The 25,968-nt window shown below is 70.6% G+C and carries 22 protein-coding genes and 1 pseudogene; 12 read left to right on the top strand and 11 right to left on the bottom strand.

Going from position 1 to position 25,968, the window contains the following annotated elements; translation table 11 throughout:
* The first annotated feature begins 137 nt into the window (after nt 1-137).
* The gene (locus IF30_RS0120195) at nt 138-512 is read left to right on the top strand and encodes a hypothetical protein (RefSeq protein WP_030240279.1); all 375 of its coding nucleotides are present in this window, start codon (nt 138-140) and stop codon (nt 510-512) included.
* A 350-nt stretch (nt 513-862) separates the two neighbouring features.
* Here IF30_RS0120195 and IF30_RS0120190 read toward each other — a convergent pair whose 3' ends face one another.
* Nucleotides 863-1,516 (bottom strand): class I SAM-dependent methyltransferase, encoded by a 654-nt coding sequence (locus tag IF30_RS0120190; RefSeq protein ID WP_051710658.1) that lies wholly within the window; start codon nt 1,514-1,516, stop codon nt 863-865.
* A gap of 141 nt (nt 1,517-1,657) precedes the next feature.
* Nucleotides 1,658-2,458 carry a hypothetical protein gene (locus IF30_RS0120185; RefSeq protein WP_030240274.1) on the bottom strand — a complete coding sequence of 267 codons (801 nt, stop codon included), beginning with the start codon at nt 2,456-2,458 and terminating at the stop codon, nt 1,658-1,660.
* A 572-nt stretch (nt 2,459-3,030) separates the two neighbouring features.
* On the opposite strand from IF30_RS0120185, the gene IF30_RS0120180 reads away from it, so the two are divergent.
* On the top strand, nt 3,031-3,414 hold the full coding sequence (locus tag IF30_RS0120180; RefSeq protein WP_199807903.1) for a hypothetical protein: 384 nt from the start codon (nt 3,031-3,033) through the stop codon (nt 3,412-3,414).
* On the opposite strand, the pseudogene IF30_RS45375 reads toward IF30_RS0120180, so the two are convergent.
* Nucleotides 3,392-3,727, bottom strand: a pseudogene (locus IF30_RS45375) (IS110 family transposase); the annotation flags it as partial. The gene IF30_RS0120180 and the pseudogene IF30_RS45375 sit on opposite strands and share 23 nt — an antisense overlap.
* Before the next feature lie 1,087 nt (nt 3,728-4,814).
* Here IF30_RS45375 and IF30_RS0120170 point away from each other — a divergent pair.
* From IF30_RS0120170 to IF30_RS0120160, 3 genes are read left to right on the top strand one after another with little or no spacing between them, the layout of a single operon-like run.
* Nucleotides 4,815-5,918: a bifunctional DNA primase/polymerase gene (locus IF30_RS0120170; protein ID WP_234322778.1), complete on the top strand. Its 1,104-nt coding sequence runs from the start codon at nt 4,815-4,817 to the stop codon at nt 5,916-5,918.
* On the top strand, nt 5,915-7,606 hold the full coding sequence (locus tag IF30_RS0120165) for a DNA primase family protein (RefSeq protein ID WP_107054456.1): 1,692 nt from the start codon (nt 5,915-5,917) through the stop codon (nt 7,604-7,606). The genes IF30_RS0120170 and IF30_RS0120165 overlap by 4 nt, the downstream gene beginning before the upstream one ends.
* Nucleotides 7,603-8,007 carry a DUF6009 family protein gene (locus IF30_RS0120160; RefSeq protein WP_030240262.1) on the top strand — a complete coding sequence of 135 codons (405 nt, stop codon included), beginning with the start codon at nt 7,603-7,605 and terminating at the stop codon, nt 8,005-8,007. Before IF30_RS0120165 ends, IF30_RS0120160 begins: the two co-directional genes overlap by 4 nt.
* Before the next feature lie 335 nt (nt 8,008-8,342).
* On the opposite strand, the gene IF30_RS44615 is transcribed toward IF30_RS0120160, so the two are convergent.
* Nucleotides 8,343-8,633, bottom strand: coding sequence for a YciI family protein (locus IF30_RS44615; RefSeq protein WP_030240258.1), 291 nt, complete (start codon nt 8,631-8,633; stop codon nt 8,343-8,345).
* Nucleotides 8,634-9,459: 826 nt separating this feature from the next.
* Complete coding sequence (locus IF30_RS0120145) at nt 9,460-9,999, bottom strand: hypothetical protein (protein ID WP_078891541.1); 540 nt, start codon at nt 9,997-9,999, stop codon at nt 9,460-9,462.
* A 422-nt stretch (nt 10,000-10,421) separates the two neighbouring features.
* Between IF30_RS0120145 and IF30_RS0120140 the strand changes: the two genes are divergently transcribed.
* Nucleotides 10,422-11,060, top strand: a complete 639-nt coding sequence (locus IF30_RS0120140; protein ID WP_030240252.1) for a nucleotidyltransferase domain-containing protein — start codon at nt 10,422-10,424, stop codon at nt 11,058-11,060.
* 469 nt (nt 11,061-11,529) lie between these two features.
* On the opposite strand, the gene IF30_RS0120135 is transcribed toward IF30_RS0120140, so the two are convergent.
* Nucleotides 11,530-12,120 (bottom strand): TetR family transcriptional regulator, encoded by a 591-nt coding sequence (locus IF30_RS0120135; RefSeq protein WP_030240249.1) that lies wholly within the window; start codon nt 12,118-12,120, stop codon nt 11,530-11,532.
* 121 nt (nt 12,121-12,241) lie between these two features.
* On the opposite strand from IF30_RS0120135, the gene IF30_RS0120130 reads away from it, so the two are divergent.
* Both IF30_RS0120130 and IF30_RS0120125 read left to right on the top strand, forming a co-directional pair.
* Complete coding sequence (locus IF30_RS0120130; protein ID WP_030240246.1) at nt 12,242-13,153, top strand: SDR family oxidoreductase; 912 nt, start codon at nt 12,242-12,244, stop codon at nt 13,151-13,153.
* Between the two features lie 858 nt (nt 13,154-14,011).
* The gene (locus IF30_RS0120125) at nt 14,012-14,590 is read left to right on the top strand and encodes a DUF6939 family protein (RefSeq protein ID WP_030240242.1); all 579 of its coding nucleotides are present in this window, start codon (nt 14,012-14,014) and stop codon (nt 14,588-14,590) included.
* A gap of 344 nt (nt 14,591-14,934) precedes the next feature.
* Here the strand turns inward: IF30_RS0120125 and IF30_RS0120120 are convergent, their stop codons facing one another.
* Complete coding sequence (locus IF30_RS0120120; RefSeq protein WP_158835274.1) at nt 14,935-17,472, bottom strand: hypothetical protein; 2,538 nt, start codon at nt 17,470-17,472, stop codon at nt 14,935-14,937.
* 406 nt (nt 17,473-17,878) lie between these two features.
* Entirely contained in the window at nt 17,879-18,811 is a 933-nt protein-coding gene (locus tag IF30_RS0120115) for a LysR family transcriptional regulator (protein ID WP_030240237.1), read from the bottom strand.
* A 118-nt stretch (nt 18,812-18,929) separates the two neighbouring features.
* Here IF30_RS0120115 and IF30_RS0120110 point away from each other — a divergent pair, with 118 nt between their 5' ends.
* Nucleotides 18,930-19,811 (top strand): alpha/beta hydrolase, encoded by an 882-nt coding sequence (locus IF30_RS0120110; protein WP_051710656.1) that lies wholly within the window; start codon nt 18,930-18,932, stop codon nt 19,809-19,811.
* A 268-nt stretch (nt 19,812-20,079) separates the two neighbouring features.
* On the opposite strand, the gene IF30_RS0120105 is transcribed toward IF30_RS0120110, so the two are convergent.
* On the bottom strand, nt 20,080-20,655 hold the full coding sequence (locus IF30_RS0120105; RefSeq protein ID WP_030240231.1) for a TetR/AcrR family transcriptional regulator: 576 nt from the start codon (nt 20,653-20,655) through the stop codon (nt 20,080-20,082).
* A 303-nt stretch (nt 20,656-20,958) separates the two neighbouring features.
* On the opposite strand from IF30_RS0120105, the gene IF30_RS0120100 reads away from it, so the two are divergent.
* Nucleotides 20,959-21,720: an SDR family NAD(P)-dependent oxidoreductase gene (locus IF30_RS0120100; RefSeq protein ID WP_030240228.1), complete on the top strand. Its 762-nt coding sequence runs from the start codon at nt 20,959-20,961 to the stop codon at nt 21,718-21,720.
* A gap of 205 nt (nt 21,721-21,925) precedes the next feature.
* On the opposite strand, the gene IF30_RS0120095 is transcribed toward IF30_RS0120100, so the two are convergent.
* Complete coding sequence (locus IF30_RS0120095; protein WP_158835271.1) at nt 21,926-22,717, bottom strand: hypothetical protein; 792 nt, start codon at nt 22,715-22,717, stop codon at nt 21,926-21,928.
* Between the two features lie 535 nt (nt 22,718-23,252).
* On the opposite strand from IF30_RS0120095, the gene IF30_RS0120090 reads away from it, so the two are divergent.
* Nucleotides 23,253-24,041 carry a phosphotransferase enzyme family protein gene (locus IF30_RS0120090; RefSeq protein ID WP_030240222.1) on the top strand — a complete coding sequence of 263 codons (789 nt, stop codon included), beginning with the start codon at nt 23,253-23,255 and terminating at the stop codon, nt 24,039-24,041.
* Nucleotides 24,042-24,388: 347 nt separating this feature from the next.
* Entirely contained in the window at nt 24,389-24,673 is a 285-nt protein-coding gene (locus IF30_RS43750) for a hypothetical protein (protein WP_030240219.1), read from the top strand.
* 204 nt (nt 24,674-24,877) lie between these two features.
* Here the strand turns inward: IF30_RS43750 and IF30_RS0120080 are convergent, their stop codons facing one another.
* Nucleotides 24,878-25,459, bottom strand: a complete 582-nt coding sequence (locus IF30_RS0120080; protein ID WP_158835268.1) for a hypothetical protein — start codon at nt 25,457-25,459, stop codon at nt 24,878-24,880.
* Nucleotides 25,460-25,968 lie beyond the last annotated feature (509 nt).

The following is a 25,968-nucleotide window of genomic DNA, read 5'->3' as shown; positions in this document are numbered from 1 at the left end:
CGGGCCCGGTTTTCGGGGCCGTCCAAGCAGGCCACGCTGCGTTCCGACAACTCATCCGGGATGAGGCGATCGCGTGCGGCAGCGGGACGAAGGGGAGTTGGTTGAGGTCGGCAAGCCGACCCGAAAAGAATTGCGGGATGAGCCGCAGCCCATCGACCGGGTCGGTCGAACGAGGTTGGGACGGGCCCTGGTACCGGGTCCGCGCGGACGCTTTCGAGGCTTCGTTCCTGCCCAGCCCCGACGAGGACCTGGATGCGGTGTGCAACGTCGATGCCGAGGTCCGGCTGGAAGACGGATCACGGTGGAGCGCCACCGTCTTCACCGTCGCCGAAGTCAAGCGCTTGATGGAGACCTGGGAACGGACGGGCGAAGCCCTGGAGGGTCGCTACTTCTGCTGCTCGGACGGCCTGATCGCCCGCGAGCCCGGCATCGACAGCGTGACCCAGGTGATCGCCGACCTGCCCGACTCCGGCGAATTGGCCCAGATCCTCCAACGACTCGACAACGACTGAGCCCGCCTCGATCCCGCTGCGGAACGATCCGTTAGGCCACGTCCGCATCCCTTCCGATAGCCTTCAGCCTGTTCTTGAGCCTGTTCTTGGCCCGGTAGCTGGGTCCGTTGACAGAGATCATGTCGCAGTGGTGGAGGAGCCGGTCGGGGGATCACGGTGGCAAGGTCCCGCCATCCTGAGCAGCCTCGCCGCGAGCGGAACCGACACCGCCCCGCAGCGACTCACCGAACTTGCCGCCGAACTCGACATACCGGCCGCCGACCTTCTCGTCGTCGCAGGCCAGGCGGTGCCGACGGAACTCCTTCCCGCGGAGCGCGACGCAGGGGTCATGAGGCAGTTCGCCTACCACGTCAGCTGCTGCGACCACTCGCAGCTCGCGGCGCTGGAGTCCCGAAGTCGGTTTTCTCCCAGATCACCGAGTACCGGCGGAGCACATGTCGGCGGTAGCGCATGCCGGGCAGCAGCCGTCGCGCGGCAGCCCGTACCTGCCCGTAACTCATCTGTGGGTCGGCGACCGGCATCCCCTCCGGGCCGCGCGCGCGACGCAGCACCTTCGCGATCCGAACGACCGGAGCAGTGGCGATCATCGTTGCCCATTCCGCCGCGCTCGCCTCGCGGGCCAGGCCCACCACCACGAGCGTTCCGCCTGGCCGCAGCAGCTCGCGCATGCGAGTGAGCGCCGCCTCGAAGTCCATGTGATGGACCGCGGTCACCGAGCAGATGAAGTCGTAGCCCGCGGCGGGGAGGTCGACCGTGAGGAAGTCTCCCTCGATGAAATTGAGGTTCGGGTGACCGGCGGCGAGCTCGCGTGCGCAAGCAATCATCTCCGGCGACGTGTCGATCCCGGTCACTCGCTTCGCTCGCCCGGCCAGCCTCCGCGCCAGCAGTCCGTCCCCGGAGCCGACGTCCAGCGCATCGCCACACCCTTTGGGAACGGCTCGGAGGATGGCGGGGTGCCGAGCGACGTTGGTGTTCCAATACGGCTTCGGGTCGGGTTCACGCATCGGTCTCCCCCAGGACTCTTCGGGTACCCAGTCACACACGTCTGAGAGCAGCCAGCGTGACCGCTCCACAAGAGTTGAGCCAGCCCCCAGGCGAAAGCGCTCGCGCTTCGGGGGCGAGGCCGGGCGCGGGGTGGTTCGTCGTCAGGGTGCCCAGGGCAGTCGCACCGCCTCGATCTCGGGGTCGTTCAGCAGTGCTTCGATGAGGGCCGGGGGTCCGGCGATCTTGGTGGCCCACAGGTCGTAGTCGGTACATAGGACCCATGAGCGGTCCTCGGACCAGAGGTTGGACGGGCTGAAATCGGCCTCGGGAGTGTCGTACAGGATCCCGGCATCGCCGAGGCGCCCCGCCTGCACGTGGAGGTTGTCGAAGTCGATGGCCCCCAGCACCAGCGGACTGTAGTACGCCAGACAGGGGGTGTCCGGGCCGGCTGGACTGTGCTCGGTGAGGACGGTGGTCACCCGGTTCCAGGTCTCGCGGTCCAGGCTCCCCTCGGTGGGCGGAGCGATGTCGAGCGGCCAGCTGCCCTCCTTCCTGACCGAGGGGAAACACCGGTAGGAGGGCAGCAGCCCTTCGGGCACGATGGGGTCGCCGGTGCGTCGGGCGAGTTCCGCCCAGCGCAGTCGCCGCCAGCCGCGGCCGGGGTGCTCGGCGCGGCCCAGACCGCCTCCCGCGGCGACGCTCACAGCCTCGAAGTCGAGGCCCGCAACGATGCGGGGCTGGACTCTCCCGTTCAGCAGCCGCGCCTGGTGGTGCTCGTGGTACGACACCTCCGTCGGCCCCTGCTCGTGCTCGTAGATGGCGTTGAGCACCCAGACCGCGTCAGGCATCGCAGGCGGCATGAACCCGGTCAGGCCATCGCCGCACAACTCCAGCAACCAGTCGGTCGTACCGGACGGCGCGAGCGGCCACAGGCCTGACAGCAGGCACGATTCCTCGGGCATGCGTTCATGATCCCAGTCGCGACACGGGCACCCCGCGAGGGGCGGCCCCGTGCCGCGGAGTGAGCGTGTTCCCGCGTAGGCGGCTGAGCATCGGAAGGTGTATCTCGACAAGGCGAGATCTGAACATGCAAGCCCACCAGTCTCTGACCGGCAGCGGGGCGCGTTCCTGATCCGGGGGACCGCCTGGCGTGTCGGCGGGGGTGAGGCACACGCACCCGCTCGCCGACGCAGAAGCACCGCGTGCTCTCGCTACCGCACCTCGGCGGTGACTCCGGCCGCGTGGGGTTCACGGGCCATGGTCTTGGTGAGGTCCGAGGGCACGTCACCGAGGACGGTCAGGGGCGGTCGGCCGAGGTGCGCGGTCCAGGAAAGCGGGGCGCGGCCCGGTCCGGGTGAGGAGCCGGCCAGGAGGGAGGCGAGGTGGCTCTCGGTCTCGGGGTCGGTGGAGTGGCGGCGGGTGCCGTGGGTGACCCCCGGTGGCGAGGACGCGGTAGGTGTTCAGGGCGTAGCGCAGGTACTTCTCCGGGGGTCTCTATGGGGTTCGTCAAGGAAATCGGGCTGCGTTCGGGCGGGTGGCCAGGCAGCAGGGCGGGATGCCGGATCTGCTGTGGGACGACGTCAGAAACTTCTTCGACCCTGGTCTGATGGGGTCGCTGCCGGATGGGCGGGTCGCAGGTACCTCGGTCGAGGACTGGCAGGCGGTGCTTGATCTGGTGCGGTCGCATGGGTGGTCCTGCGAGTACTCCGAGGACGGTGTCGCGGTTCGGCTGCCGCGAGCTGCGGACATGTTGACCCGCCGCGAGGACACCGACGCGTTGTGGAAGGTCTGGCCTGCCGCTGGATTCCTGGTGAGCTTTCGGGCGTATGAGGCCAGCTCGATCGACTTCGATGTTGATCTGCGAGAGCTGTTGGGCCAGGACGGCGTCGATCTGCTGTGCGGGCGGCATTCGCGATGACGAACGCGTCGCGGGCGTCCGTCTTTGCCTCGCCGGAGGAGAGGTCGGCGATCCGGCTCATCGTCAGGCCGGACAGGGAGGCGACGAGGCAGCCGGCATCCGGGGCGAACCGCCAGCGGCAGGGCACCGATGGAGGCGGCCTGGTCGACGACGGCCAGACCGATGCCGTGCTTGGCGGTGAGCTTGTCCAGCACGGCCCGCATCGTGGGCTCGCTGTTCGGCAGCCGCTTGTCGAAGACCCGCTTGCCGGCCCGGGTCGGGTGGTTCCGTGGAGCTTGCCCTTGCCGACGTCCAGGCCGAGGAAGACGTCCACGTCGCGGGGGCGATCGCGCCACGTTACGAAGAGCCTCCCAGCAGGCTGGTGGTCCTGCCTCTATCAGCGGGTCTACCGGTGGTTCCGGCCCAGTCCCCCGGATCGTGCGAGCTACAGGGGGGGGGACGGTCAGCTGGACTCGCGTGTGCGGAACACCGGGCTTCGGAGTGTCCTGGGTTCGGTCGCTTCAGTCGCTTCGGTCTCTGAACACGTGACGAACGCGAAGCAGGTCCGGTAGCTGAGTCGCTTGAGTCGCTTCGGTCACTGGTCTGGGGGGGAGCGGGCCTGGCCAGGGACGGCTCCGCTCCTTGTTCTGGCCGCAGCGACCGAAGCGACGTCACCACTCCTATCCGGGAACGGGATGAGCTGCCAAGCTTCCGGATGCCTGGGCCTCCGCTGGCTCCCCGGACCAGCGACCGAAGCGACCTCCCGGGCAGTGGCGCGTCGGGCGCGCAGGAGTTCCAGGGGCAGGGGGAGCGCCTTCCGGTCCGCGCGGAGCTCACGGAGCTACCGAAGCGACTCAAGCGACCGAACCTGGGGCATCACAGCCGCACATCCCCGTCCTGACACGCGCGACACGCCGAGCGACCGGGCGGGAGAGACTCGGTAGCTTCAGTCGCTGGGCTTCAGTCGCTGGACAAAACCCCAGGTCAGAGGCTGTTGACCTACCCTCTCAGCGACCGAAGCGACTCAAGGTTGGGTATATGAAGACATTCCCGTGTGCGTGTGCGCGTTATAGACCCGGGCTACAGTCGCTTCAGTCGCTGTTTGGCTTGGAAAACAGCTTTGACCTGCGAAAACGTCCGTGGACCGAAAACAGCGACCGAAGCGGCTCGGTCGCTGCCCCCAGGGTTTGGTAGCTGAGTTTGCCGGGAAAGGCCGCCACTCCGGATGCGGGCGTCCTCGCTCGGATAGTCTGTGTGAGCTATCTTCTGGACTTCGGTCGCTTCAGTCGCTGATCCGGCACCCGCCACTGCTCTGACCTGGCATTTTGCATCTCAGCGACTGAACGGACGACCGGAAGTCGGACAGCTACCGAGCGACCGAAGCAGCTGCAGCAGCTACTGGACCAAGGGGGAGGGACCGCGTGACGGCGCCGCAGGCCGTGGGGAGCGACCGAACGGTCCGCCAGCCGGATGCGCTGGCCGTCGCCCGCTGGTGCGCCACCCAGGGATGGCCGGTCCACCCGTTGGCGCCCGGGCGCAAGACCCCGCCCGCCAACTGCCAGGCCTGCCAGGAGTCCCCGCACTCCCCCGGCGACTGTGCCTGCCCCCGGTCCGGTCGCTGGTGCCACGGGTTCCATGCCGCGACCGTCGACCAGGACGTCATCACGGCCTGGTGGCAGGCCAATCCCGACTTCGGGGCCGCCGTCGCCTGCGGCCCCGCCGGCCTGGTCGTCATCGACGTCGACAGCCACCCCGGTGCCGTTCCGCCCCGGGACCGGATCCTCCCCGGGATCCCGATCCACGAGCACGTCGACCTCGACGGCCTGGAGAACGGCTACCACACGCTGGCCCTGCTGGCGGCCCTGCGTCGCTCCCCCTCCCCGGCGGAGGACACCTCCACGCTGCGGGTGCGGACGCCCTCCGGCGGCCTGCACGTCTGGTACCGGGACGAGGACCACCGCGGCTTCACCTGCTCCGCAGGCTCCTCCACCGGCCGGGCCCTGGCCTGGCAGGTCGACGTCCGCGCCCACGGCGGCTACATCGTCGCCCCCGGCACCACCACGAGCGCGGGGACCTACACGCCCTTGCCCGGCGCCTGGACCCCTGCCCCACTCCCCCAGTGGCTCGCCGAGGAACTGGTCCGCACCGGACACCTGAAGGACCGGCAGGAGGCCCAGCCGATCGTCCCGGCCACCGTCCCCGATCGTGCGCGGCAGGCGGTCGTGGCCGCCGGCGGCGGCAGGCGCGGAGCCGAACGCGTCCTCGACACCGTCCTGCAGGACGTCACCGACTGTGCCACCACGCCCGAGGGCGCCGGCTTCACCGGCAAGCTCAACCGGGCCGCCTACACCGTCGGAGGACTCGTCTCCGCCGGACACCTGACCCCCACCGTGGCCGAGCAGCTCCTCCTCGATGCCGCCCGCACCGCCCGTCCCAGCCAGGACCGACACAGCTCCGCCGTCATCCGTTCCGGCCTCGCCGCCGGTGCCCGGCAGCCCCTGCACATCGGGAAGGCCCGCGGATGACCGACAGCCCCCGCAAGAGGACGGTCTTCGATCCCGTGGCCGCAGCCCAGCAGATCCTGGAGTACCCGCCGCTTCCCGGTCCGTCGCAGGCCCCCTGGCACGGCTCCGCCGTCCAGGAGAGCCTCCTCGACTCCCCCGCCGACGCCCTCCAGGCGCCCCCGCATCAGCCCTTCCACACCCCCCACGGTGGGCACGCCGCACCGAGCGCACCGGCGGCCCAGCCCGCCCCCGCCCAACCGGCCCCCGCGCAGGCAGGCTCCGCGCGGGCGGCCTCCGCGCAGGCAGGCCCGCAGGCGAGCGCCCACGGCCTGCTGCCGGACTCCCTCTCCGACCGCGGCAACGCCAAGCTCTTCGTCCACCTCTACGGCCGCGACTACCGCCACGTCCCCGGCATCGGCTGGTACCGCTGGTCCACCCACCGCTGGCAGCTCGACGAGGACGACACCGTCCTGTGGGCCGCCGGGGAGATGGCCGAGAGCATCGCCACCCACGACCCCCGCGGCCTCTACACCAACACCGACCTGCGTCGGCACCGCCGCCGCGCCCTGTCCACCTCCGGCATGAACGCCATGCTCGCCCAGGCGAAGTCCGCCCCCGGCATGGTCCTCAACGCCGCGCTCCTCGACGCCGACGCCTACGCCCTGTGCACCCCCAGCGGTGTCGTCGACCTCCGGACCGGAGCGATCGCCCCACCGGACCCGAAGATCCACCACCACTCCCGGTCCACCACCCTCGCGCCGGCCCGGATGCCCACCCCCCGCTGGGACCGCTTCCTCACCGACACCTTCGGCGACGACAAGGAAGGCCGCCAGACCCGCGACTTCCTCCACCTGCTGCTCGGCTACTCCATCAGCGGCGACGTCGGCGCCCAGGTCATGCCCTTCCTCTACGGCCAGGGCAAGAACGGCAAGTCCGTCCTCCTCGACGTCATGATCCAGCTCCTCGGCGACTACGCCGACGCAGCCCCGCCCGGCTTCCTCATGGCCAAGACCTTCGACGGCCACCCCACCGACCTCGCCGAACTCCACGGCCGGCGCATCATCGTCTGCTCCGAGCTCAAGCCCGGCGACCGCTTCGACGAGGCCAGGGTCAAGCTGCTCACCGGCGGTGACAAGATCAAGGCCCGGCGGATGCGCCAGGACTTCTTCTCCTTCGAGCCCACCCACAAGCTCTGGCTGCTCGGCAACCACCGCCCCGAGGTCGGCACCGGCGGCTTCGCCTTCTGGCGGCGCATGCGCCTGATCCCGTTCGAACGGGTCGTCCCCGAGGAACGCAAGATCGACAACCTGGCACACGTCCTCGTCGCCGAGGAGGGCCCCGGCATCCTCGCCTGGCTCATCGACGGCGCCCGCCGCTACTTCGCCGGGGAGAAGGACCTCGCCGGCCCCCAGGCCGTCCAGACCGCGACCACCGCCTACGCCGAGACCGAGGACCACGTCGGCCGCTTCCTCAAGGAATCCTGCGTCACCGGCGAGGGGATGCGCGCGGAACAGGCCCAGCTCTTCGGCGCCTACACCCGCTGGTGCGGATTCGAGGGAGCCAATCCCGTATCCGGTCGCGCATTCGCCGCTCGAGTCCGCGAGACACTGGGTATGACCTCTCCCAAGGAGATGGTCCTGTCCAACAGCCGCAAGTACTACCCGGGCATCGGCCTGATCACTGACGACACAGAGGAGCACCACGCGTGAGCGCGCTGATCGACCCGGCCGAGCTCGCCCACGAAACCGACCTCGTCTGGCTGGAGGACACCTCCGACCTCGACTACGTCCGTCAGTCGCTGGACCGCCTCACCACCCGCCGCGGCCGCCCCGCCTACCACCGCGACGGCCGCATGGTCGGCTACGCGATCCTCGGCCCGGACGCCAAGTCCTCCAGGGCCTCCGGCACCTTCCGCCGGCGCGTCTTCTGGCTGCTCCCCCACGACCGCGACCAGGACCCGGACGGCCTGTACTCCACCGGCGCGCCCTCGGAAGCCGTCGACCCGCGCACCGTCGCCCCCGGGGTCAAGGGCTACAAGACCGAGCGCTCCGAGGGCGGGCCGGCCTCCCCGGCGATGCTCGAGCTGGGGATAACGCTTCCGAAGGCCTGAGCACCGGCGAACGGCGGTGGGGTGCCCCCGGGACTCGGGTGGCACCCCACCGCCGTTGTGCGTGCCGGTTTTCCCGGCCCGGGGTCCTCCCGGCGATTCCCCCGGCGGTTCGTCCTGGAAGAGCCCGGCCGACGACCTCTCCGAGCTGGTCAGCGAGCGGCAGAGCCGGTCCCTGATCATCACCAGCATCCGGGCCCCCAGCGACTTGCCGACCGAACAAGCGCCCCACGAGCCCGACTGACACGACCGGCAAACCACCGATCGACCAGGCCCGGTCCAGCCGATCTCGACGGGTACGCATGGTCCGATGCCCGGCAAGACCGACCAGGCAGAACCTAGTTGTCTTTGAGGCCTTCCAGGCCGGGCGCGACCAGCAGCGGAGTGAACTGCACGACACTGTGCGTGGCGACGCCGTTGACGACGTACGGGTCGGTGGCGAGGAGACGGTCGAGTTCTTCGGTGGGCATCTCCGAGGCGAGGTAGACGCCGCCGACCAGGGGCACTTGGCGCCCAACCACGAGAAGCAGCCGTTGTGATATGAGCTGGTTCAGCCAGTCGCCGTGGGCAGGCCTCCATCGATCGACTTCATCCAGCGGTGCCGTATAGGTCACTGTGACAACGAACATGTGGCCGAACCTATACGGTCGGGCCAGCCACAGCGGGACAGTGATCATTTCGTTAGATCTGTCCCAACAGGGTGGCGGCACCGGATCCGGACCGGGGCCAGGCCAGCACCTGGGGGACTACGTGACCACAGCCCCGGGGAATTGCGTGAGCGTCGACAAACGGCGGCTTCGGCCCGCTGGACGGGTTGCTGCCGGTCGACACGGGGCAGCGGCACGAGCACATCGCGGAGTCCTACGGGCACGGACCGGACCCCACCGGCGGGGTGCCTGCCGGGGCGGCGCCGTTGTACGAGTGGGGGTGCGCGATGTGGTCCGTGATCGACTTCCGTGACCAGGGCGGCGCGATGTGGTCCGCCGTGGAGGGGAATGCCGACCGCAGCGGATCGACCTCGCCCAGTGGCTGGTTGCCACGATGGACGGCGAACTGCGTTTCGCCTGACCTGGTGACGTGCCTCGGACGGCGAAGGCCTTCGGGGCACGTCCGTTGGCCAGACGCCAGGAGGGCAGGAGGCCAGCCCATGCTGTGCTGTCGAGCCACCGACCGGTGAAAGTTCCGCGGCCCTTCACAGCGCGGGGCCTGGGTCCAGCGGGCCCACTCAACGCTCCGATCGTGCGCCGCGATGCGGTTGTCGCCTGACCGTCGCTTGCTCCCGCTGGGTCGGCCGTACGGCCTGGGGCGCCGCGCCCTTCGGCGACGCCTGTTGAAGCGACGCGGAAAGCCCCATGCGCAACAGCGGCGACACCGGCCGCGGGTTTCCGCTGGACGCGGACTTGTCACCGGACTTTCCGAGAGATGCCGAGCCGCTGGGGGAGACCGGTCGGCCCATCAGACCGTCAGGCGTGCCCAGTCCGACAGGAGCGCGAAGTCCTCCGCGGTCAGTCCGGTCCTGGCATCGATGCGGTGGAGGAGAGCCGGGCCGGTGTGGTGGGTCCGCACCCAGTCCCGGTCCGCGTCCGTGATCAGGTCGTCGACCCAGGCGAACGGGTGGCCCTGCGCCCAGGCCACGATGGCCGGCGTCTTCCAGAACACGCCGTCGCCGGGCTGGGGGCGCGGCTCGGGCCACGCGATGACCGGCAGGGTGGGCAGTCCGAGGATGGGCGAGAGGAAGGTGTTGGCTTCCTCCTCCCACGTTGTCGCCCACACCAGGTCGAACGGCAGGGCGGCGAGCGCGGGCCCGTGAGCGGGGTTGAGCCAGACCCGCAGTGGCTTCGGCACCTTGTTGGGCAGGCCCCATTCCCGGAGTCTGCGGCGTTCGGCCGCTTCCCACCGCGGCGTCATCAGCCGGTGTGTCTCGTACCCCTCGGGACGGCGGTGCGGCTTCGCCGCGTTCGGGTTCAGCGGTCCGTCCACGTCCACCAGCAGCATCGGCCGCATCCACGTCACTCCCCCGAGATGGTTCCCGTACGGTACCGGCTGCTCCGCGGCGGACCCAGCGGTTTCCGGCCCGTACCCGTCGGCGACCGAGCAGCGTGCGGCCCGTGCTGCGCGCGGCGTCGGAGTCACGGTGTGGTTTCCCTGGGGCCTGCTCGCAGCCTCGGGGATCGGGTACGGGATCCGGCCGGACGATTTTCCGCGGAAAATCCGGTGGCCCCGGACGGTCGGCATCGGCGGCGTCCGGCCCGGGTCGCGTGCGGCGCTCTCCTCCGGGCCGCCGGGCACCCTCCGCCGGCACGGGGTCCGGCCGGACGATTTTCCGCGGAAAATCGGAGCCCGGGGACGTACGGCCCGTCGGCCCGGGGGAGCGGCGTCCGGTGCCACCGAACCGTGCCCGGCAGTAGGTTGTGACGATGACCGACTCCCTCCCGCCCGGCGGTGTCGTGCTCGACGCGGGCGAGCTGGATGCCCGATGGGCGGACGCATGGCGGCCTGAGCACCTCGCGAAGCGCTTGGACGGAGTCGGTGTGACGTGGTGCGTCGCAGCGGGCTGGGCGCTGGATCTGTTCCGCGGGAAGCAGACGCGTCCGCACGGCGACCTGGAGATCGCCGTTCCGGCGGCGGGGTTCCCGGAGGTCCGGGACCGCTTTCCCGAATACGCCTTCGACGCGGTGGGTTCGGGACGGGTCTGGCCGGAGGCCGGAGCCGAGGCCCTGGCGGCCACCCACCAGACCTGGGTGCGCGACCCGGCGAGCGGCCGGTTCCTCTTCGACGTCTTCCGCGAACCGCACGAAGGCGGCACCTGGATCTGCCGGCGGGACGAGAGCCTGCGGCTGCCGTACGAGAGGATCATGGAGCGGACAGCCGACGGGATCCCGTACCTGGCGCCGGAGCTGGTGCTGCTGTTCAAGGCGAAGGCGGCCCGGCCCAAGGACCGGGCGGACTTCGATGGAGTGCTGCCACTGCTGAGCCGGGCCCGGCGGGACAGCCTCAGCGAGTGGCTGACGTGCATGCACCCTGGTCACCCGTGGCTGGCGGAGCTGGTGGGGTAGCACGAGGGCTACGGGCACTTCGGAGTCCGGCCCGGCGGGCTTCGAATTTTCCGCAGAAAATTCCCGGGCAGGGATCACGGTCGGCCCCGGCGGGCCCGCGTCGGCACCGAGAGGTACGCCAGGTGCTCCGGCTACCCTCGAAGTCCGCGGCTGTGTCGTCGATGGAGTCAGCGCACTCCGCGTGCGCGTCGACGGTGAAGAAGCCACTCCGGTCGTAGGAGTCGTAGGAGTCGTAGGAGTCGTACGAGTCGTAGGAGCCGACGAAGGCGGTGCCGGAGTCGCGGCCAGGGCCGGTGGTCGGGGGAGTGCGGCTTCGCTTCAACCGGATGTCGTCGTGGAGGTCGCGGGAATCGACCACAGGCCACCGAGGCGACGGACCGGGCGCACCGATCCCGACCGGGCCGGGCTGGACGGTGTGTGGGCCGGGTGAGCGTGGAGCCCGCGCCGGTGGCTGCCGTGCGGGGCGGTGTCAGCCTTCCAGCCGTGGCGGTGCTGGCGGGGCGCCAACGGAGAGGGCACGCAGGTCGTCGAAGGCTTGGCGGAGGTGGGCGTCCAGGCTCTGTGAGGGGTCGTCGATCCAGGCGTGGACCGCGTGGTGGAAGGCGGCCCACCCGCTCTGTGCAGCCAGGCCGGCCAGCCGGTCGGCGACACCGCGTTGCCGCAGCGCCCCCGCCATGGCATCGGCGAGTGACGCGGCCTTGGCCAGGTCGCGTTCACGGAGTGCCGGTGTCACTGCGATGACTTCGAGTCGCGGCTCGGCGAACGGACGATTGCCCTCGAGGATCCGTTCGACCTTTCGGAAGGCGAGGAGCAGTGTTTCGAGCGGCTGGAGACCGTCGGGTGCTTCGGTCACTGCCTGGACCAGCGCTGCGCGCAGGTCGGCCTCGCCGTCGAAGAGCACCTCGCGCTTGTCCGGGAAGTGCCGGAAGAACGTGCGTTCGTTGACCCCGGCCCGCGCGGCGATCTCGGCCGTGGTGGTCTGGTCGAATCCGCGTTCCCGGTACAGCTCCAGGGCCGCCTGCTGAAGGCGGCGGCGCGCTTCTGCTCCGCTTCGTGGCACGCCCCGATGGTAGCCCATCCGCCAGTGACTGACGCTACTTGACGCCAGTCACTGACGCTACCTAGGGTCAGTGACTGGCGCTACGTAGTGCCAGTCACTGGCGTTAACTGGGAGGGTTCCCATGCGCGTCTTCGTCACCGGTGGTTCCGGCCAGACCGGCCCCGCCGTCATCGCCGAACTCATCGCGGCCGGTCACACCGTCACCGGCCTGGCTCGCTCGGATGCCGCCGCCGCCCGACTGGAGGCGCTGGGGGCCGCTTCGCACCGCGGCTCCCTGGACGACCTCGACAGTCTGCGCAGCGGCGCCGAGACTGCGGACGGCGTCCTGCACATGGCTTACGGCGGCGACTTCTCCGACCTCGACGACATGGCCCGGCGCGACCGGACCGCGATCGAGGCACTCGGCCAGCCGTTGGAGCACTCGGGCAAACCGCTCGTCATCACCTCGGGCACCCTGGTCATGCCCGCCAGTCGAGAGGCCACCGAGCACGACGAGCCCGACACGACTGGGATCGCCGCCTTCCGCATCGCGGGTGAACGAGCCGGTCTGGACTTCGCCGCACGAGGAGTACGCGCGAGCGTGGTCCGGCTCGCTCCGACCGTCCACGGCCCCGAAGACCACGGCTTCATCCCCATGCTCATCGCCACCGCACGGAAGACCGGCGTCTCGGCCTACGTCGGAGACGGCGCCAACCGATGGCCGGCGGTACACCGGCTCGACGCCGCGGTCCTGTTCCGCCTGGCCCTGGAGAAGGCACCCGCGGGCAGCGTGCTGCACGGAGCGGCCGAGAGCGGCGTCACCCTGAAGAGCATCGCGGAGACCATCGCCCGGGTCCTGGACCTACCCTCGATCTCGCTGACCCCCCACCAGGCTGCCACGCACTTCGTGAGCCCGTTCATGGCCGCCGTCTACGGCTTCGACGGGCCTGTCTCCAGCTCGTACACCCAGGAACTGCTCGACTGGTCGCCCACCCACCCGACACTGCTCGAAGACCTGGAACACGGCGATTACATGCGCACGCCAGCCTCCTGACCTCGGGCCGATCCGAAGCCCGCTCGTCGCCGGTGCCCTCGGGGACGTCCAGGCCATGAACAGCGGCCGCGCCCTCGAACCGGCGTTGAGCCCGGCGAGCCGGTCCCCGGCTGCCGGGCGGCCGGCGTGGTGGTGGCGTCCGGCGAGCATCCGGTGTGCCGACTCGGGGATGGTGGACGGGGGAGTACGGGGACGTCGGTGCCATCACCGTGGGGGTGTCCGCGGGACGGCCCCGCCGATCGCGGCCGGCGCGGTGGTCCCCAGCACCGGTGTGCCGGCACCGCTCGCGCGATGCGATGCGATGCGATGCTGCGATGCGATGCGATGCGATGCGATGCGATGCGATGCGATGCGATGCGATGCGATGCGATGCGATGCGATGCGATGCGATGCGATGCGATGCGATGCGGGGTGGGGTGGGGTGGGGTGGGGTGAGGTGGGCTCCAGTCCGTGCGGTCGGCGGCAGCCCCACGTCCGTGGTCCCGGCTATCAGCGGTTCCGTCCCGCCCTCCCGATTTTCCGCAGAAAATTCCACGGCCCAGACCCTGGCGACTGCACAGACCGGCGAGATCGATCGGGCAACGGATGCAGACAGCGGCCACGATCGCTCGGCGGGTGGCTCCCGGCGGTCGCCGAATTTTCTGCGGAAAATTTCCGAGCCCGGACGAGGGCGAACCCGCGCACGGCGGGGGAGTCACATGGCGGGGGAGTCGCATGGCGGGCATGAGGCAGCCATGCGGGCATGGGTTCCGCCGATGTCCTGGCGGTTGGCCAGCGATGCCGACCTCCGGGGCGGGCTGATGTCAGTGGCATCGGGGATGGTCGATACCTGGTGTCACAAAATCAGGGGGCCTTCAGATGCCGATCCGTATTGCCAGCCGTCGCCGCTCGACGGCGTCACTGACCGCCGCCTTCCCCGGCGCGGAGATCATCGACGTGACCTCCAAGGCGCCGGAGCCGTGGGTGCGGCTGAGCCCGTTCTACCCGCACGGCGGCATCCCCGTTCCCTACAGCGACGGTGTGACCAGCCAGTCGGTCGAAGGGATCTGGCAGGCGCTGAAGGTTTTCCGCGACTCCGACGTCGACCCCGCGAAGCTCGGCATCACCACGATGAAGGGCCTGAAGCGGACAGTCCGGCGATACGGCCCTGTCCGAGGTCACCGAGCCGGCCTGCACGGCGACCGGCTGCTGACCTACGAGGCGGCCCGCCGCCGGATCTACCTGCCGGCCTACCGCTGGACCCTTGAGCACCGCGTCGCCGACCTGGTCGAGCTGATCAGGAACAAGGAGCACGTCGTGCTCCTGGACTACACCCTCAACGGGGACGTCACCGACCCCGGCAGCCCGCTCTCCCACGCCGCGCTCATCCAGCTGCATATCGAGGGTCGCTGGCCGGACGAAGGGGACGCTGAGGCAGCCAGCGCGCTTTGGAGGTAAGCGGGCCGGATCCGGCCGGCGCACCGATTTTCCGCAGAAAATTCCGGAGAGGAGTCCGGCCGGAGGAGACCGGGACGGTGAGCCTTCCGGCTGCTGGGGCCGGTCCCACCGCGCGGTGCGGGGCGCGGTACCCGGCGGGGCCCCGACCCTGACGGTCTGGCACTCCGGCCGTGGGGAGCCCGGTTTCCCGCTGTCTCGAATTTTCTGCGGAAAATCCTGATGCGCTCGGCCGAGCGAGTTCCTGGTCCACCAAGCGGCAAGCGGCAGGCGGCAAGCGGCAGAGTGAGACCCCCGGGAGCCGACACGTTCGCGCCGGCCCATCTCTGACGGCAAGGCCCCGTGATTCAGTCCTCAGGACGCCAGAGGCCGGCAGCGAAGCAGGACAGCGCAGCCTCCAGCTCACGCGGCACCACCTCGCTGGGGCCCATGTCCCAGACCCGGAGCCAGCCGTGCCGGTCGACGAGGAACGGGGGTGTCGGCCGCCCGGGCTTCAGCCGCATCGCGAGGCAGTAGGAAACGTTCAGACCGGGGGAGTCACCCCTGCTCTTGCGGGGACGGATCCTGCGCACTCGGACCTCCGCCACGTCCTCCCACCGCAGCCGGAGCCTGCGGCCCTCATTGAGCTCCACGCCCTCGGCGTCGATGCGCAGCCGCCTCGCCACCATCCGCAGGGCGAACGAATCCGCGATGAGCACGCCGACCACACCCAGCACCGCCGGCCATTGACCAAGCAGGAACGCGCCCGTCCGATGCCAGTCGGCCCGGAAGCCCCCTTCTGCGGACATCGGCGAGACCACGAGGAGGAACACGGTGACCAGAGCCAGCATGTCGAACGCCATCGACCGTACAGCGCCGATGCTCAGCACACTGCTCCTCAGCACCACCTCCCGCGGCATCGTTCCCCTGCCGTCGGTGTCGGCCGACGCCTCACCGGCGAGCCGCGCCCCGAGTCCGGCATGCCGGAACTGGTGAACCCCGCCGATCCGCCGCAGCACGCCCAACCGGCGGGCGTCCTCGAGGAAGCCCAGCACATCCCGTGGCAGACATCCGCGGGCCGCCAGGACCAGTCGGGTGGCGGTCCAGCGGCCCCACCGGCTGAGAGCCACCATCACCATGGCCGACGACGAGCAGCCGACGACCAGGCCGCTGACGACGAGTAGGGGACTGCCGCCGAGCCAGTGGAGGAAGGCCGTCGAGGCCGCCGCGACGGCGGGTGCGACCACTGCGGCTTCGACGAGGGCGAGCCTGCGCTCGCCGTCCAACAGCGCCTTCGGCCTGACCGCCGTGTCGGACTCGGTCGGCCTCGTCAGAAGGACACCGGAGAGCAGGGGGAGGGCGAAGACGCACAGGTACGCCGATGCGCTGCCGGGTACGGCAACACTGGTCCCCGCCGTCGCCAGGGCCGCCAGAACGAGGACGACCCGGCCGTGGCCGCCGGCCGGCCTTCGGGGGCGTGCGTCGAACCCGCTGAAGAGGTGCCGCGTGAAGAGCCTTCCGAAAGCCGTGGCGATGACAGCCACTGCGGTGACGGCGCTGAGCACCTGGGCGAGGCTCCAGAACCCGGACCCGTTCCTGGCGGGAGACGGTACTCCGAGCAAGGAGAGCGGCACCGCGATCGCGTAGGCTGCCGACGTGCCGCAGAGGGCCACGACCACGAGGACGACGGAGCCCCAGACACTCGGCTCGGTCAGCACGCTCCGCAGTTGCCACCATGCGATGGCCTGGGTGCGTCGGCGGTGGAGCTGTTCGGCGAGGAAGCGGAAGTATGCGAGGGCGTCCTCGTGCTTCCAAGGGCGTACCGGTCCGGGGAGGTAGGAAGGTCGGGGGCCCTGCGAGTAGACGGTCGGTATGAGGCCGTCCAGGAGATGGCCCTCGATGGCCGCTTGCGTGGACAGCCGTTCCTCATCGAGCAGCTCCCGGGGATCGGTCTCCTGCGACGCGTACAGCGTCGCCGCGAGCCAGAGCATCAGGGGCGAGGACAAGACGGTGGCGAGGGGACCGGCAGGGTCATTCCCTGCCGCGTCGAACACCGACTGCCAGGACCCGGCGTGGCTCTGGTGGCACATCCGGGAGAGGTAAGCCAGGCCGACCTCCGGCCGCACCGGGCCTGCCCGCAGCACGGGAATACCGCGTAGGAACGGCGCTGAGGCAACGGCATGCCGGTATGCCTCCGGTCTGGAGGTCAGTACCAGTGGGCCGTCGGTTCCGAGCGATCGCTTGAGTGCTTCCACCGCTTCCTCGCGAGCCAGTGGGAGCAGCTCGTCGAATCCGTCCAGGACCGGAATGATCCGTCGGCCCTGGACGAGTGACCTCACCAGGTGCTGATCGAGTCCGGGGACCAGCGCGCCGTAGTCCTCATGGACACGCCCGATGACCCAGTCCTGGATGCTGGTTCCCGGCTCCCAGTCCGGCATCGAGAGGATCACCGGGACGGCCTGCGGGGAGCCGGCGGCCCTGTCCTCCAACAGCCCGAGCACGAGAAGAACGGCCAAGGAGGACTTCCCCGCCCCGGCCGGGCCTGTGATGACCAGTTGGTGGGGTGAGAGTGCTCTGACCCTGGTGACCAGTTCACCGAGCCCGACCTGCTCGACGTGCTCCTGCTCCTCCTCCTCGCCGGGCGGCCTGTCCCCGTGTCCCTGGTCCAGCTCCCACGGGATCACCATCGGGATCCGGTCGCGCAGGCCGCGAACGTTGGCCTCGTCACGCCACTGGTCCAGGACCTCGCGGGCCAGCCCGTCCAACGCGTCGTTCTCGGCCTCGGGGGAGGCCGCGCGCCCACTGGGGGAGGCAGGAAAGGGGCTCAGCCGGATGTCACGGATGCTTCCCGCCTGGATCACGTAGGCGGGTGAACCCTCGCTGTGGTTGTGCACCTCACCAGTCACCCCGACATGCTGTCAGGCGATCGGGCGGAGGTGAGGGGCTTCCGGCGGACTCGACGGGCAGTGCTTCAGGGTCAAGAGGCTTGACGGCGGCTGTGGTCTTCAGCAGCGAGCGCGAAAGTGCGAGTTCCAGGGCGGGCGAGGATCTGCGTTCAGCGCGACGAACACAAAAGACATGGATAAACACGGATCAGAGATCAGGCGGTCGAGCCCAGCCTGTTTCGCCTGCTGTCGCTGCTGCGCCCGCTGACTGACCTTTTCGGGATGAGCAGAGCCGTAGTCCTGCGCTCGGCGATGTTGATCGACAGGAGGTCCGGGTTCTGAGACCCACTCGGGTACGCGTGCGCCTCGCGCCGAGGCCGACCCGCGCCGGAAGGCCGGACGCATGCGAAGGGACGACCGGACCGAATCACGTGCGGGGCCGGAGCCGGTCGTCGAGTGCGGCACCGACGTCGGGGCAGGTCTTCCGGATGGTGTCGAGGAAGGCGTGGAGCACCGGGGAGCGATCGCGGGCCGCGAAGGACAGGACGAGATCGGGCAGGGGCGTGCGCGGGGTCACTTCACAGAACCGCACTCCCGGACGCGGGACCGCCCTCATGCGGGACGGCCCCAGGCCGACGCCCACGCCCGAGGCGGCGAGGCCGATGATCGTGTGCACGTCCCTCGCGACGGTCGCACCGCCGAGAGCCGATGCGTCCGGGCCCAGCAGGGTGCGCAGTCCGGCGACCACAGCGGGCTCGTCCTCGCCGGCCGACACGATCAGCGGCTGTCGCCGCAACTGGTCGGCGCTCACCGACTGTTGACCCGCGTACGGATGCACCGTACTGACCACAGCGATCACGTGGTCGCGTCCGATCGGGACGGACACGAGATGTTCGGCTCCGGCACCCCGTGGCGGGCCGAGGGTGAGGGCCACGTCCAGCTCCCCGGCGATGAGAGCCGAGCTGCTGCGGCTGGTCGCCATCTCGTGCAGTTCCAGTCTCACGTCGGGCCGTCCGCGGCCGAACCAGCTCAGGACGCCCGGCAGCGGGTCGAGCAGTGCCGAGGCGATGAAGCCGAGCCGCAGACGTCCCGTCTCGCCGCGCGCGGCCCGGCCCGCGTCGACCGTGGCGGCCGCGATCTCGTCGAGTGCCCGGCGGGCCCGCACGAGGAACGCCTCACCGGCGGCGGTCGGGAACACCCCCTGACGGGTGCGGTCGAACAGCCGGGCCCCGACCTCGCGCTCCAGGTCGGCGATCTGCTTGGACAGCGGCGGCTGTGCGATGCCCAGCGCGCCGGCCGCCCGGCCGAAGTGTCCGTGCTCGGCGAGAGCAACCGCGTACCGCAGGTGGCGCGCTTCCACGAACCGCCCTCCATCCCATCGATCCCATCGGGCTGCCGACAAGACCTCAAAGATATTGCCACGCCACTTGCCAGATCTATGAATGGATGGCGCTGCGGTTCCTGGCTGGAATGGAGCCATGAAGAACGTATCGCTGACCGACACCCTCTTCGTCTTCGTGCACGGCGCCTGGCACAGCTCCGGACAGTGGGCGGCGACACAGCGCGCGCTGGCCGGACTGGGCGCTGCGAGCGTGGCCGTCGACATGCCGGGGCACGGCTTCGACGCACCCCTGCCCACCGGATACCTGCTGCCCGGCCAGCCGGGCCTGCTGACCGAGAAGTCACGGCTCGCCCACCTGACGATGGACGACTGCGCCGAGTCAGTACTGAGCGTCCTGCGCCAGGTGCGTCACCATCGCACCGTCGTGCTCGTCGCGCACAGCGCGGGCGGCGGCCCCGCGTCTCTGGCTGCGGAGCGGGCGCCCGAGCTGGTGGACCGGATCGTCTACCTGTCCGCGTTCGTCCCGGGCGGGCGGCCGCGGTTCTTCGACTACCTGGGCGCACCCGAGAACGCCACCGCGCTCGGCCGGCACCTGAACCTCGGCGACCCCGAGGCCCTGGGCGCCGTCCGGATCAATCCGCTCTCACCGGATCCCGCCTACCTCGACGAACTGCGGGAAACCCACTACCACGACACCCCGCTGGACCGCTTCGACCGGTGGCGGTCCGCGCTGAGCCCTGATCTGCCCCTGGCGATCCCGACGGCCCCGGTCACCCTGACCGCGGCACGGTGGGGACGAATTCCACGAACCTTCCTGCGCTGCGCCGAGGACCGGGCGCTGGCACCGGCCGCGCAGGACCTGATGATCGCGGAAGCCGACCGGGCCTTCCCCGGTAACCCGTTCACCGTGCACACCCTGCCCGGCAGCCACAGCCCGTTCGCAGCCCGGCCGGACGAACTCGCCGCGGTCCTCGCCTCGGGAGCCGGCATCGGCCAGTGGAGGGTTCCCCATTCCTGAGCGCGGGACGGCTCGCGGCCGGTGGCGGCGGGCGGCTCGTCCTGCCGGCGTGCTGAGCGCGGCATTCGTGCAGTTGCGCGACGTCACCGTCGCGCAGGTCGCCGCCCCGGCGGTGAGGGCTTGGGTCGGGGAGGGGGGCGGGAGTCTGCGGCCCCTCCGCGGCGATCGGGCTGGAGGGGCGCAGGCCCGACCTGGGGGAGTCGGCCACCGCCCCCTCGCCCAAGTGGGGCTCTCCGGGAAGCAACGAGGTCTTGGGCCCCGCCGCCTGTCAGCGCCGGTCGGTGCTCAGGCCGTCCAGGGTGAGGTCGAGGAGGCGTTCGGCCTGCTCGCGCTGCTCCGGTCTTCCCGAGGTGAGGGCGATGCCGGTGAGGGCGGCGAACATGTCGGTGGCGCCGATGTCGGAGCGGATGGTGCCGGCTTCGATGCCGGCGGCCAGGAGCGAGGCCAGGGCGGCCATCATCATCTCGTGGCTCCGGGCGTAGGGGTTGACGCCGGATTCGACGAGGGCGCGCAGGGCGTCGGCCATGCCGAGCTTGGCGGTCGCGTAGTCGACGAAGCGGCCCATCCAGGCGCGCAGCGCCTCGCGCGGGGGCAGCGCGGCCAGCAGGTCGGGGGCCGCGTCGCACAGCCGGATCAGCTCGTTGCGGTAGGCGGCCTCGATGAGGACCTCCCGGGTGGGGAAGTTGCGGTAGAGCGTGCCGGAGCCGACGCCGGCCTCCTTGGCGATGCGCTCCAGGTGCGCTTCCAGTCCCTCTTCGGCGAAGACGCGCACCGCGGCCGAGAGGATCTTGTCCCGGTTGCGCTGCGCGTCGGCCCGTAGCGGGCGCCCTGTCTCTCTGGCCATCCGCGGTCTCCTGTCGTCCCGGACTTGCTAACCGGCGACGCCTCCACTTACAGTGAGGTAAGTGGAGAAGCCTCCACTTCGACTCTAGGGCATGCAGGCCCCTCCGCCGCACCCGAGCGCAGCGCGTGCCCCCGTCCCCCGTCCCACGTCCCCCGCTCCCGACGCAGCGCGGCCACGGCCGCCGGTCCGGGAACAACGGGTGAGCCACCAGCCCCGGCCCCGTCACGCCCTGGGCTTCCACAACCTCACGACGCCCGCCGCGAACACAGCACACGGCAATCCACTCATTCAGAGGAGAAGAAGATGAGTCTCTCGCTCGAGGAAAAGGTCGCCGTCATCACGGGCGGCGCGTCCGGGGTCGGACTGGGAATCGCCCAGGAGTTCGTCGCCAACGGCGCCCGCGTGGTCATCACCGACCTGCGCCAGGAGGCGCTCGACGAGGCGGTCGCGGCGATCGGGCCGAACTGCTCGGGGATCGTGGCCGACGTCACCAAGCTCGCGGACATGGAGGCCGCCTACCGCCAGGTGAAGGAGCGTCACGGGCGACTCGACGCGGTCGTTGCCAACGCGGGAATCGGCGCGCACGCCCCGCTCGGCGCCATCACCGAGGAGCAGTTCGACCGGACCTTCGACGTCAACGCCAAGGGCGTCCTCTTCACCGTTCAGCCCGCGCTCGCGCTGCTGCCGCCCGGCGGCACCGTCGTCATCATCGGCTCCACGGCGTCCATCCAGCCGCCGCTCGGGATGAGCCTGTACGGCGGCTCGAAGGCGGCGGTACGCAACTTCATCCGGGCCTGGATCCAGGACACCAAGGGATCGGGCATCCGAATGAACATCCTCAGCCCAGGCGCGGTCGACACCGACTCCCTGCGCAGCGCACTGGCGATGGCCCAGGGAGCCGACCACGTCGACGCCGCCGTCAGGACCATGGGAGAGGGCAACCCGACCGGACGGATCGCCGACCCGCGCGAGATGGGAAAGGCCGCGGTCTTCCTCTCCAGCGATGCCTCCAGCTTCATCACCGGCGTCGAACTCTTCGCGGACGGCGGCATGGCACAGGTGTGAGCCGCCCCGCCCAGCGGCCCGACCCACCCGGGAGCCGCCTCCGCCCGGCGCATCGCAGCGATGCGCCGGGCCGGGGCGGACGCCCTGGACCACGCCCTGGACCACGCCCTGGACCACGGCCTGCGACCTCTACCGCGCCGCGCAGCGCCCGGGACCTGACCGGCCGCCAGAAGCGACGGCGGCTCCCGAGCCAGCCCCCGACGGGCTACCTGATGCTCTTCGAGAGCGGCGTCGCCAGCTGCATGAAGTTCGGCAGCCGGCCCAGGATGTCGTCGCCGCTGAGGAACAGCAGCCGGTCGCCGACCCGGGTCACGACGATCTCCTCGGTGTGGTACGGGCCCTGGGGCACCTTCTTCATGTCGAGGGCCTCGTCGCCGAGTCCCGGCACGGGCTGCTGGGTCACGGTCAGCGGGACCGGCCGGCCGTCGATCCCCTTGCCCGTGAAGGACTTGCAGCGCTCGGTGTAGGCCCGGATCTCGCCGAGCAGCTTGGCCGCGTCGCCGGGATGGTAAGCGGCCAGGTAGACCTGGACCCTGTTCTCGCCGTCGTAGACCTCGTTCATCGCGCCCGAGGCCTTGAAGTCCTGGGAGAGGACCGTCCCGGCGAGGCGCATCTGGGTACACGGTTCCTGCGGCAGCGTCGGCGCGACCGGATCGTCCACGACGTAGGTGCCGGTGTCGGTCTGGTTTCCGTTGCCCTGGACCGTCCACCCGGCGGGCAGCGTGGCGGCGGTCGGCAGCAGGTCGCGCAGGGCCGCGCCGGTGGGGATCGGAGGGCCGGTGGGCGTACTGCTGGGAGAGCCGAACGCCGGGGCCCCCAGGGTCCGGAGCGTGGGTACGGTGGTCGGAGCGGCGCCCACGGCACTGCCGTGTGCGGTGATGGCCGGCTGGTCAGGGGCGCCTCCGGGGCCGGAGGAGCATCCGGCGGCGAGGGCCGGGACCACAGTGGCCGCGCCGACCGCGAGGAGGACTCTGCTGGTGGTTCGGGTGATGGACACGAGGACCCCCATCGGGTTCGTCATTCGGGTTCGTCATTCGGGTGCGGGATTGCGTGGACGGGCGGCTCCCGGTCCGCCCAGGGGTGGCCGCAGAAGGTGTCGGCGGGACACGGAGTTCGCCGACGCGCTCCTCCTCGCCGACGCGCTCCTCCTCGTCGACGCGCTCCTCCTCGGCGACTCGGGGCATCGGCGACTTGGGGCATCAGTGACTCGGAGGCTCAGCGACTCGGGGGCTCGGCGGCACCGGCGACTCGGCGGCACCGGCGACTTGGCGTCACCGGCGTTTTCCCGCACGCTCTTTGGCACGGTGTGAATCGTGCTCGATCGACCAGTCCCGTGACATGAGTACCCGTACTCAAGTCGGCACCCGCCGAGGTGCCGCCTCTGGCGGGCTCGTCGGATCGGTGGAAGGAGGCCTGGTTCCGATCCCTTGCGCGGGAACCACCCGGGCATGGAACCGGACAGGTCCGGGGGAAGCCTCGGAGCTCGCAGGAATTCGGGTGTCGACGGCGTCCAGCGCGGCTAGCGTGGCTCCGTGGAAGACCGCGAAGTGCTCGTTGGCGGCGTGAATCGAGTCGTCCGGGAAGGCGGACTGGTCCGGCGTCCGGCCAGTCCCTGGAGCCCCACCGTCCAGCGCCTGCTCGCCCATCTGCGCGACGTGGGGTTCACCGGCGCCCCGCGCCCGTACGGGCTCGATGACGACGGTGCTGAGGAACTCGTCGAGTACCTGCCCGGAGAGGTGGGGCACGACTTCGCTGCACCCGAGGTGCGGAGCGATGCCTCGCTGGTGGCTGCGGCACGTCTGCTGCGTGACTTCCACGACGCTTCCGCCGGCTTCGCTCGGGAGCCGGGCGACGTCTGGCAGCTTCCTCCACGCGAGCCGGCGGAGGTGATCTGTCACGGCGACGCGGCGACGTACAACACGGTCTTCCGAGAGCAGCTTCCCGTCGCCTTCATCGACTTCGACACGGCCCACCCCGGCCCCCGGCTGTGGGACGTCGCCTACACCGCCTACCGCTTCGTCCCGTTGTACGCCCCGGACGAGGTGGCACTCACCTTGCCGATTCCGGAGGCGAAGCGCCGCCTTTCCCTGTTCGCCGACTCCTACGGCCTGTCCCGGGAGGAGCGGGCCCAGCTGCCCGCCATGGCGGGGGAGCGGCTGAGAGCGCTTGTCGCCTGGATGCGGGGGCATGCCGCAGCGGGTCATCCGGCGTTCAGTCGGCACGTCGCGGAGGGCCACGACCGCCGCTACCTGACGGATGCCCAGTGGATCGAGGACAACTTCACCGCCAGTGCCCCTGGCATCCGGGACCGGCGTTCGTAGCCACGGCATGCTGACGGCCCGGCGGCCGCCCGGGGGCCCTCTCTCTTGGGTCGAGCCGGGTGGGCGTCTGAGGGGCGTTCGGTAGAAGCGTCAGCTGTCGGGCTCGGTGGGCGATCAGCGGGATGACACCTGCGTTGGACTCGCCGGAGGTGCTGCGAGCGCCCGTCCCAGCAGGACCGCGCAGCCCGCCGGGCATCCGCATCTCGAACTGGCGGCCAGCGGCCCGGAACCCGGTGGGTGAGCAGCGCACGCCTTCTTCGCCCGCCGGCGGCGGCCGGACCGGTGGCCGAGCTGCACGGACCGCTGGGCGCAGCGGCTCCCGGGATCAGTGCCGCTACGCTGGCCAAATGTTCGAAGACCAGTCGCTCCACGACTACTTCTCCGGCTGCTTTGAACGCGCTGACAAGGTGGGCTTCGCCCTCGGTGACGGCAGGGAGTTCCTCGGCTGGATCCATGAGGTGACGGAGGATCGCGTTCTGTTGGCCTGGGCACCCAGTCCGTTCCACGCCCAGGCCGACGATGGGGAGGCGTGGGCCCCCGAGGACGAGTGGGTGGCGTTCACCGCCCTGGTACTTGAGTCGATCGCCAGCTACGACCCCTCCGTACCAGGGTGGGTGAAATACCTCAGCTGAACGCCCCGGCAACCGCACGGGTGGGAAGGTTCCGACGCCGGGCAGGCGCGTGGCTTGCTCCTGGCGGCACTGCGCACGCACGGGACGCGGTGCGCCTCGATCGTGCTGCCGGCCCACGGACTACGTCCACGCGTCCATGGCAGCCCTCACTCCATGCGGCACGAACCCGCGACCCGCGTGGTGGGGCTCGTCCGCGCCGACGCGTCAGGGGATGAAGTGCGCTCCGAGCAGGCCGCGACCGGCGTCCGCTGCGGCGCGCCACACCGGGGGTACGCCGTCGAGCAGGGCGTCGATGTCGTCCGGATCGCCCTCGTCGCGGAGGGCGGCGGTGAGCAGCAGCGCCGCCTGGCGCCGGCTCCGTGCGGTCCAGTCGTAGGCGCGTTCGATGGCGGGAAGGCTCTGGGCGACCTCCGCGGGCGTGAGGATCAGGTCCCCGAACCAGCCGGGCAGCTCCGCGTAGCGCCGGGGGCCGAGGGCGAAGGCCATGGCGGCCGCCGGGTACGCCTTGCGGGCGCTGACTCCGAGGAGTGGCAGTGACCTGTCGTAGCCCTGCTCCCACGCTTCGTAGACGGTGCAGATCCGCTCGTCCAGCACGGACGGGGCAGCCAGGTCGATGAACCGGTCCATGGTCTCCGGGCTGCTTCCGGTGGCCTGCCACCACTGGAGGAGGTCGGTGGACGCAGGGCGGGCGGCTTCTGCCTCGATGGCCGGAGCGAGTTCCGGCGCGTACCGCGCGACGGTGTCGGCGTTCACGGGGACCAGGCACCACATTCCCGAGAAACTCACTGGTGGCTCCCCTTCTCTGTCGTGGTGCCGTGATGGTGCCACCACCGTCCGACAACGGGCTGTGGAGGACGGGTCGACGGAGACTCTGCCGCACGGCTGGCCCTGCGGGGGAGGGGGCGGACAACGACCCGACTGCGACACCCTTGGTGCGTGGCGGGCGGGCGCGGCAAGCGCTGGTTGGTGCGGGTTGGCGCTGTCAGGCTGGCGCTGGTTGGTGCGGATGCGGCGAAGGGGCCCGGTGCGCGTGGTGCGCACCGGGCCCCTGGGCTCGGGTTCCCGTTCGGCCCGGGACTCGGCTTGCGGCGTCCGTGGTGGGTCGTGGGGAGGGTGGGTCGACCGGTGGATCGGCGGGGTGTGCCGGTGGGTCGACCGGGTGTGCCGGTGGGTCGGCGGGGTGTGCCGGTCCGGTCAGTAGTTGTGGTGGACCTGCCAGTAGGCCCAGGCCTGGTTGGGGCTGCCGTAGCGGCTGTTCATGTAGTCGTAGGCCCACTTGATCTGGGTGGCCGCGT

The sequence above is a fragment of the Streptomyces sp. NRRL S-350 genome (assembly GCF_000719705.1).
Taxonomy (GTDB): Bacteria; Actinomycetota; Actinomycetes; order Streptomycetales; family Streptomycetaceae; genus Kitasatospora.
Note: the sequence above shows the minus strand (reverse complement) of the source record. Positions and strands in the feature narration are given on the sequence as shown.

Bases quoted from the DNA above. Each gene is read 5' to 3' on its own strand.
- IF30_RS0120195 (WP_030240279.1), top strand. From the start codon at position 138: ATGAGCCGCAGCCCATCGACCGGGTCGGTCGAACGAGGTTGGGACGGG.
- IF30_RS0120190 (WP_051710658.1), bottom strand. From the start codon at position 1,516: ATGCGTGAACCCGACCCGAAGCCGTATTGGAACACCAACGTCGCTCGG.
- IF30_RS0120185 (WP_030240274.1), bottom strand. From the start codon at position 2,458: ATGCCCGAGGAATCGTGCCTGCTGTCAGGCCTGTGGCCGCTCGCGCCG.
- IF30_RS0120165 (WP_107054456.1), top strand. From the start codon at position 5,915: ATGACCGACAGCCCCCGCAAGAGGACGGTCTTCGATCCCGTGGCCGCA.
- IF30_RS44615 (WP_030240258.1), bottom strand. From the start codon at position 8,633: ATGTTCGTTGTCACAGTGACCTATACGGCACCGCTGGATGAAGTCGAT.
- IF30_RS0120145 (WP_078891541.1), bottom strand. From the start codon at position 9,999: ATGCTGCTGGTGGACGTGGACGGACCGCTGAACCCGAACGCGGCGAAG.
- IF30_RS0120140 (WP_030240252.1), top strand. From the start codon at position 10,422: ATGACCGACTCCCTCCCGCCCGGCGGTGTCGTGCTCGACGCGGGCGAG.
- IF30_RS0120130 (WP_030240246.1), top strand. From the start codon at position 12,242: ATGCGCGTCTTCGTCACCGGTGGTTCCGGCCAGACCGGCCCCGCCGTC.
- IF30_RS0120125 (WP_030240242.1), top strand. From the start codon at position 14,012: ATGCCGATCCGTATTGCCAGCCGTCGCCGCTCGACGGCGTCACTGACC.
- IF30_RS0120110 (WP_051710656.1), top strand. From the start codon at position 18,930: ATGAAGAACGTATCGCTGACCGACACCCTCTTCGTCTTCGTGCACGGC.
- IF30_RS0120105 (WP_030240231.1), bottom strand. From the start codon at position 20,655: ATGGCCAGAGAGACAGGGCGCCCGCTACGGGCCGACGCGCAGCGCAAC.
- IF30_RS0120100 (WP_030240228.1), top strand. From the start codon at position 20,959: ATGAGTCTCTCGCTCGAGGAAAAGGTCGCCGTCATCACGGGCGGCGCG.
- IF30_RS43750 (WP_030240219.1), top strand. From the start codon at position 24,389: ATGTTCGAAGACCAGTCGCTCCACGACTACTTCTCCGGCTGCTTTGAA.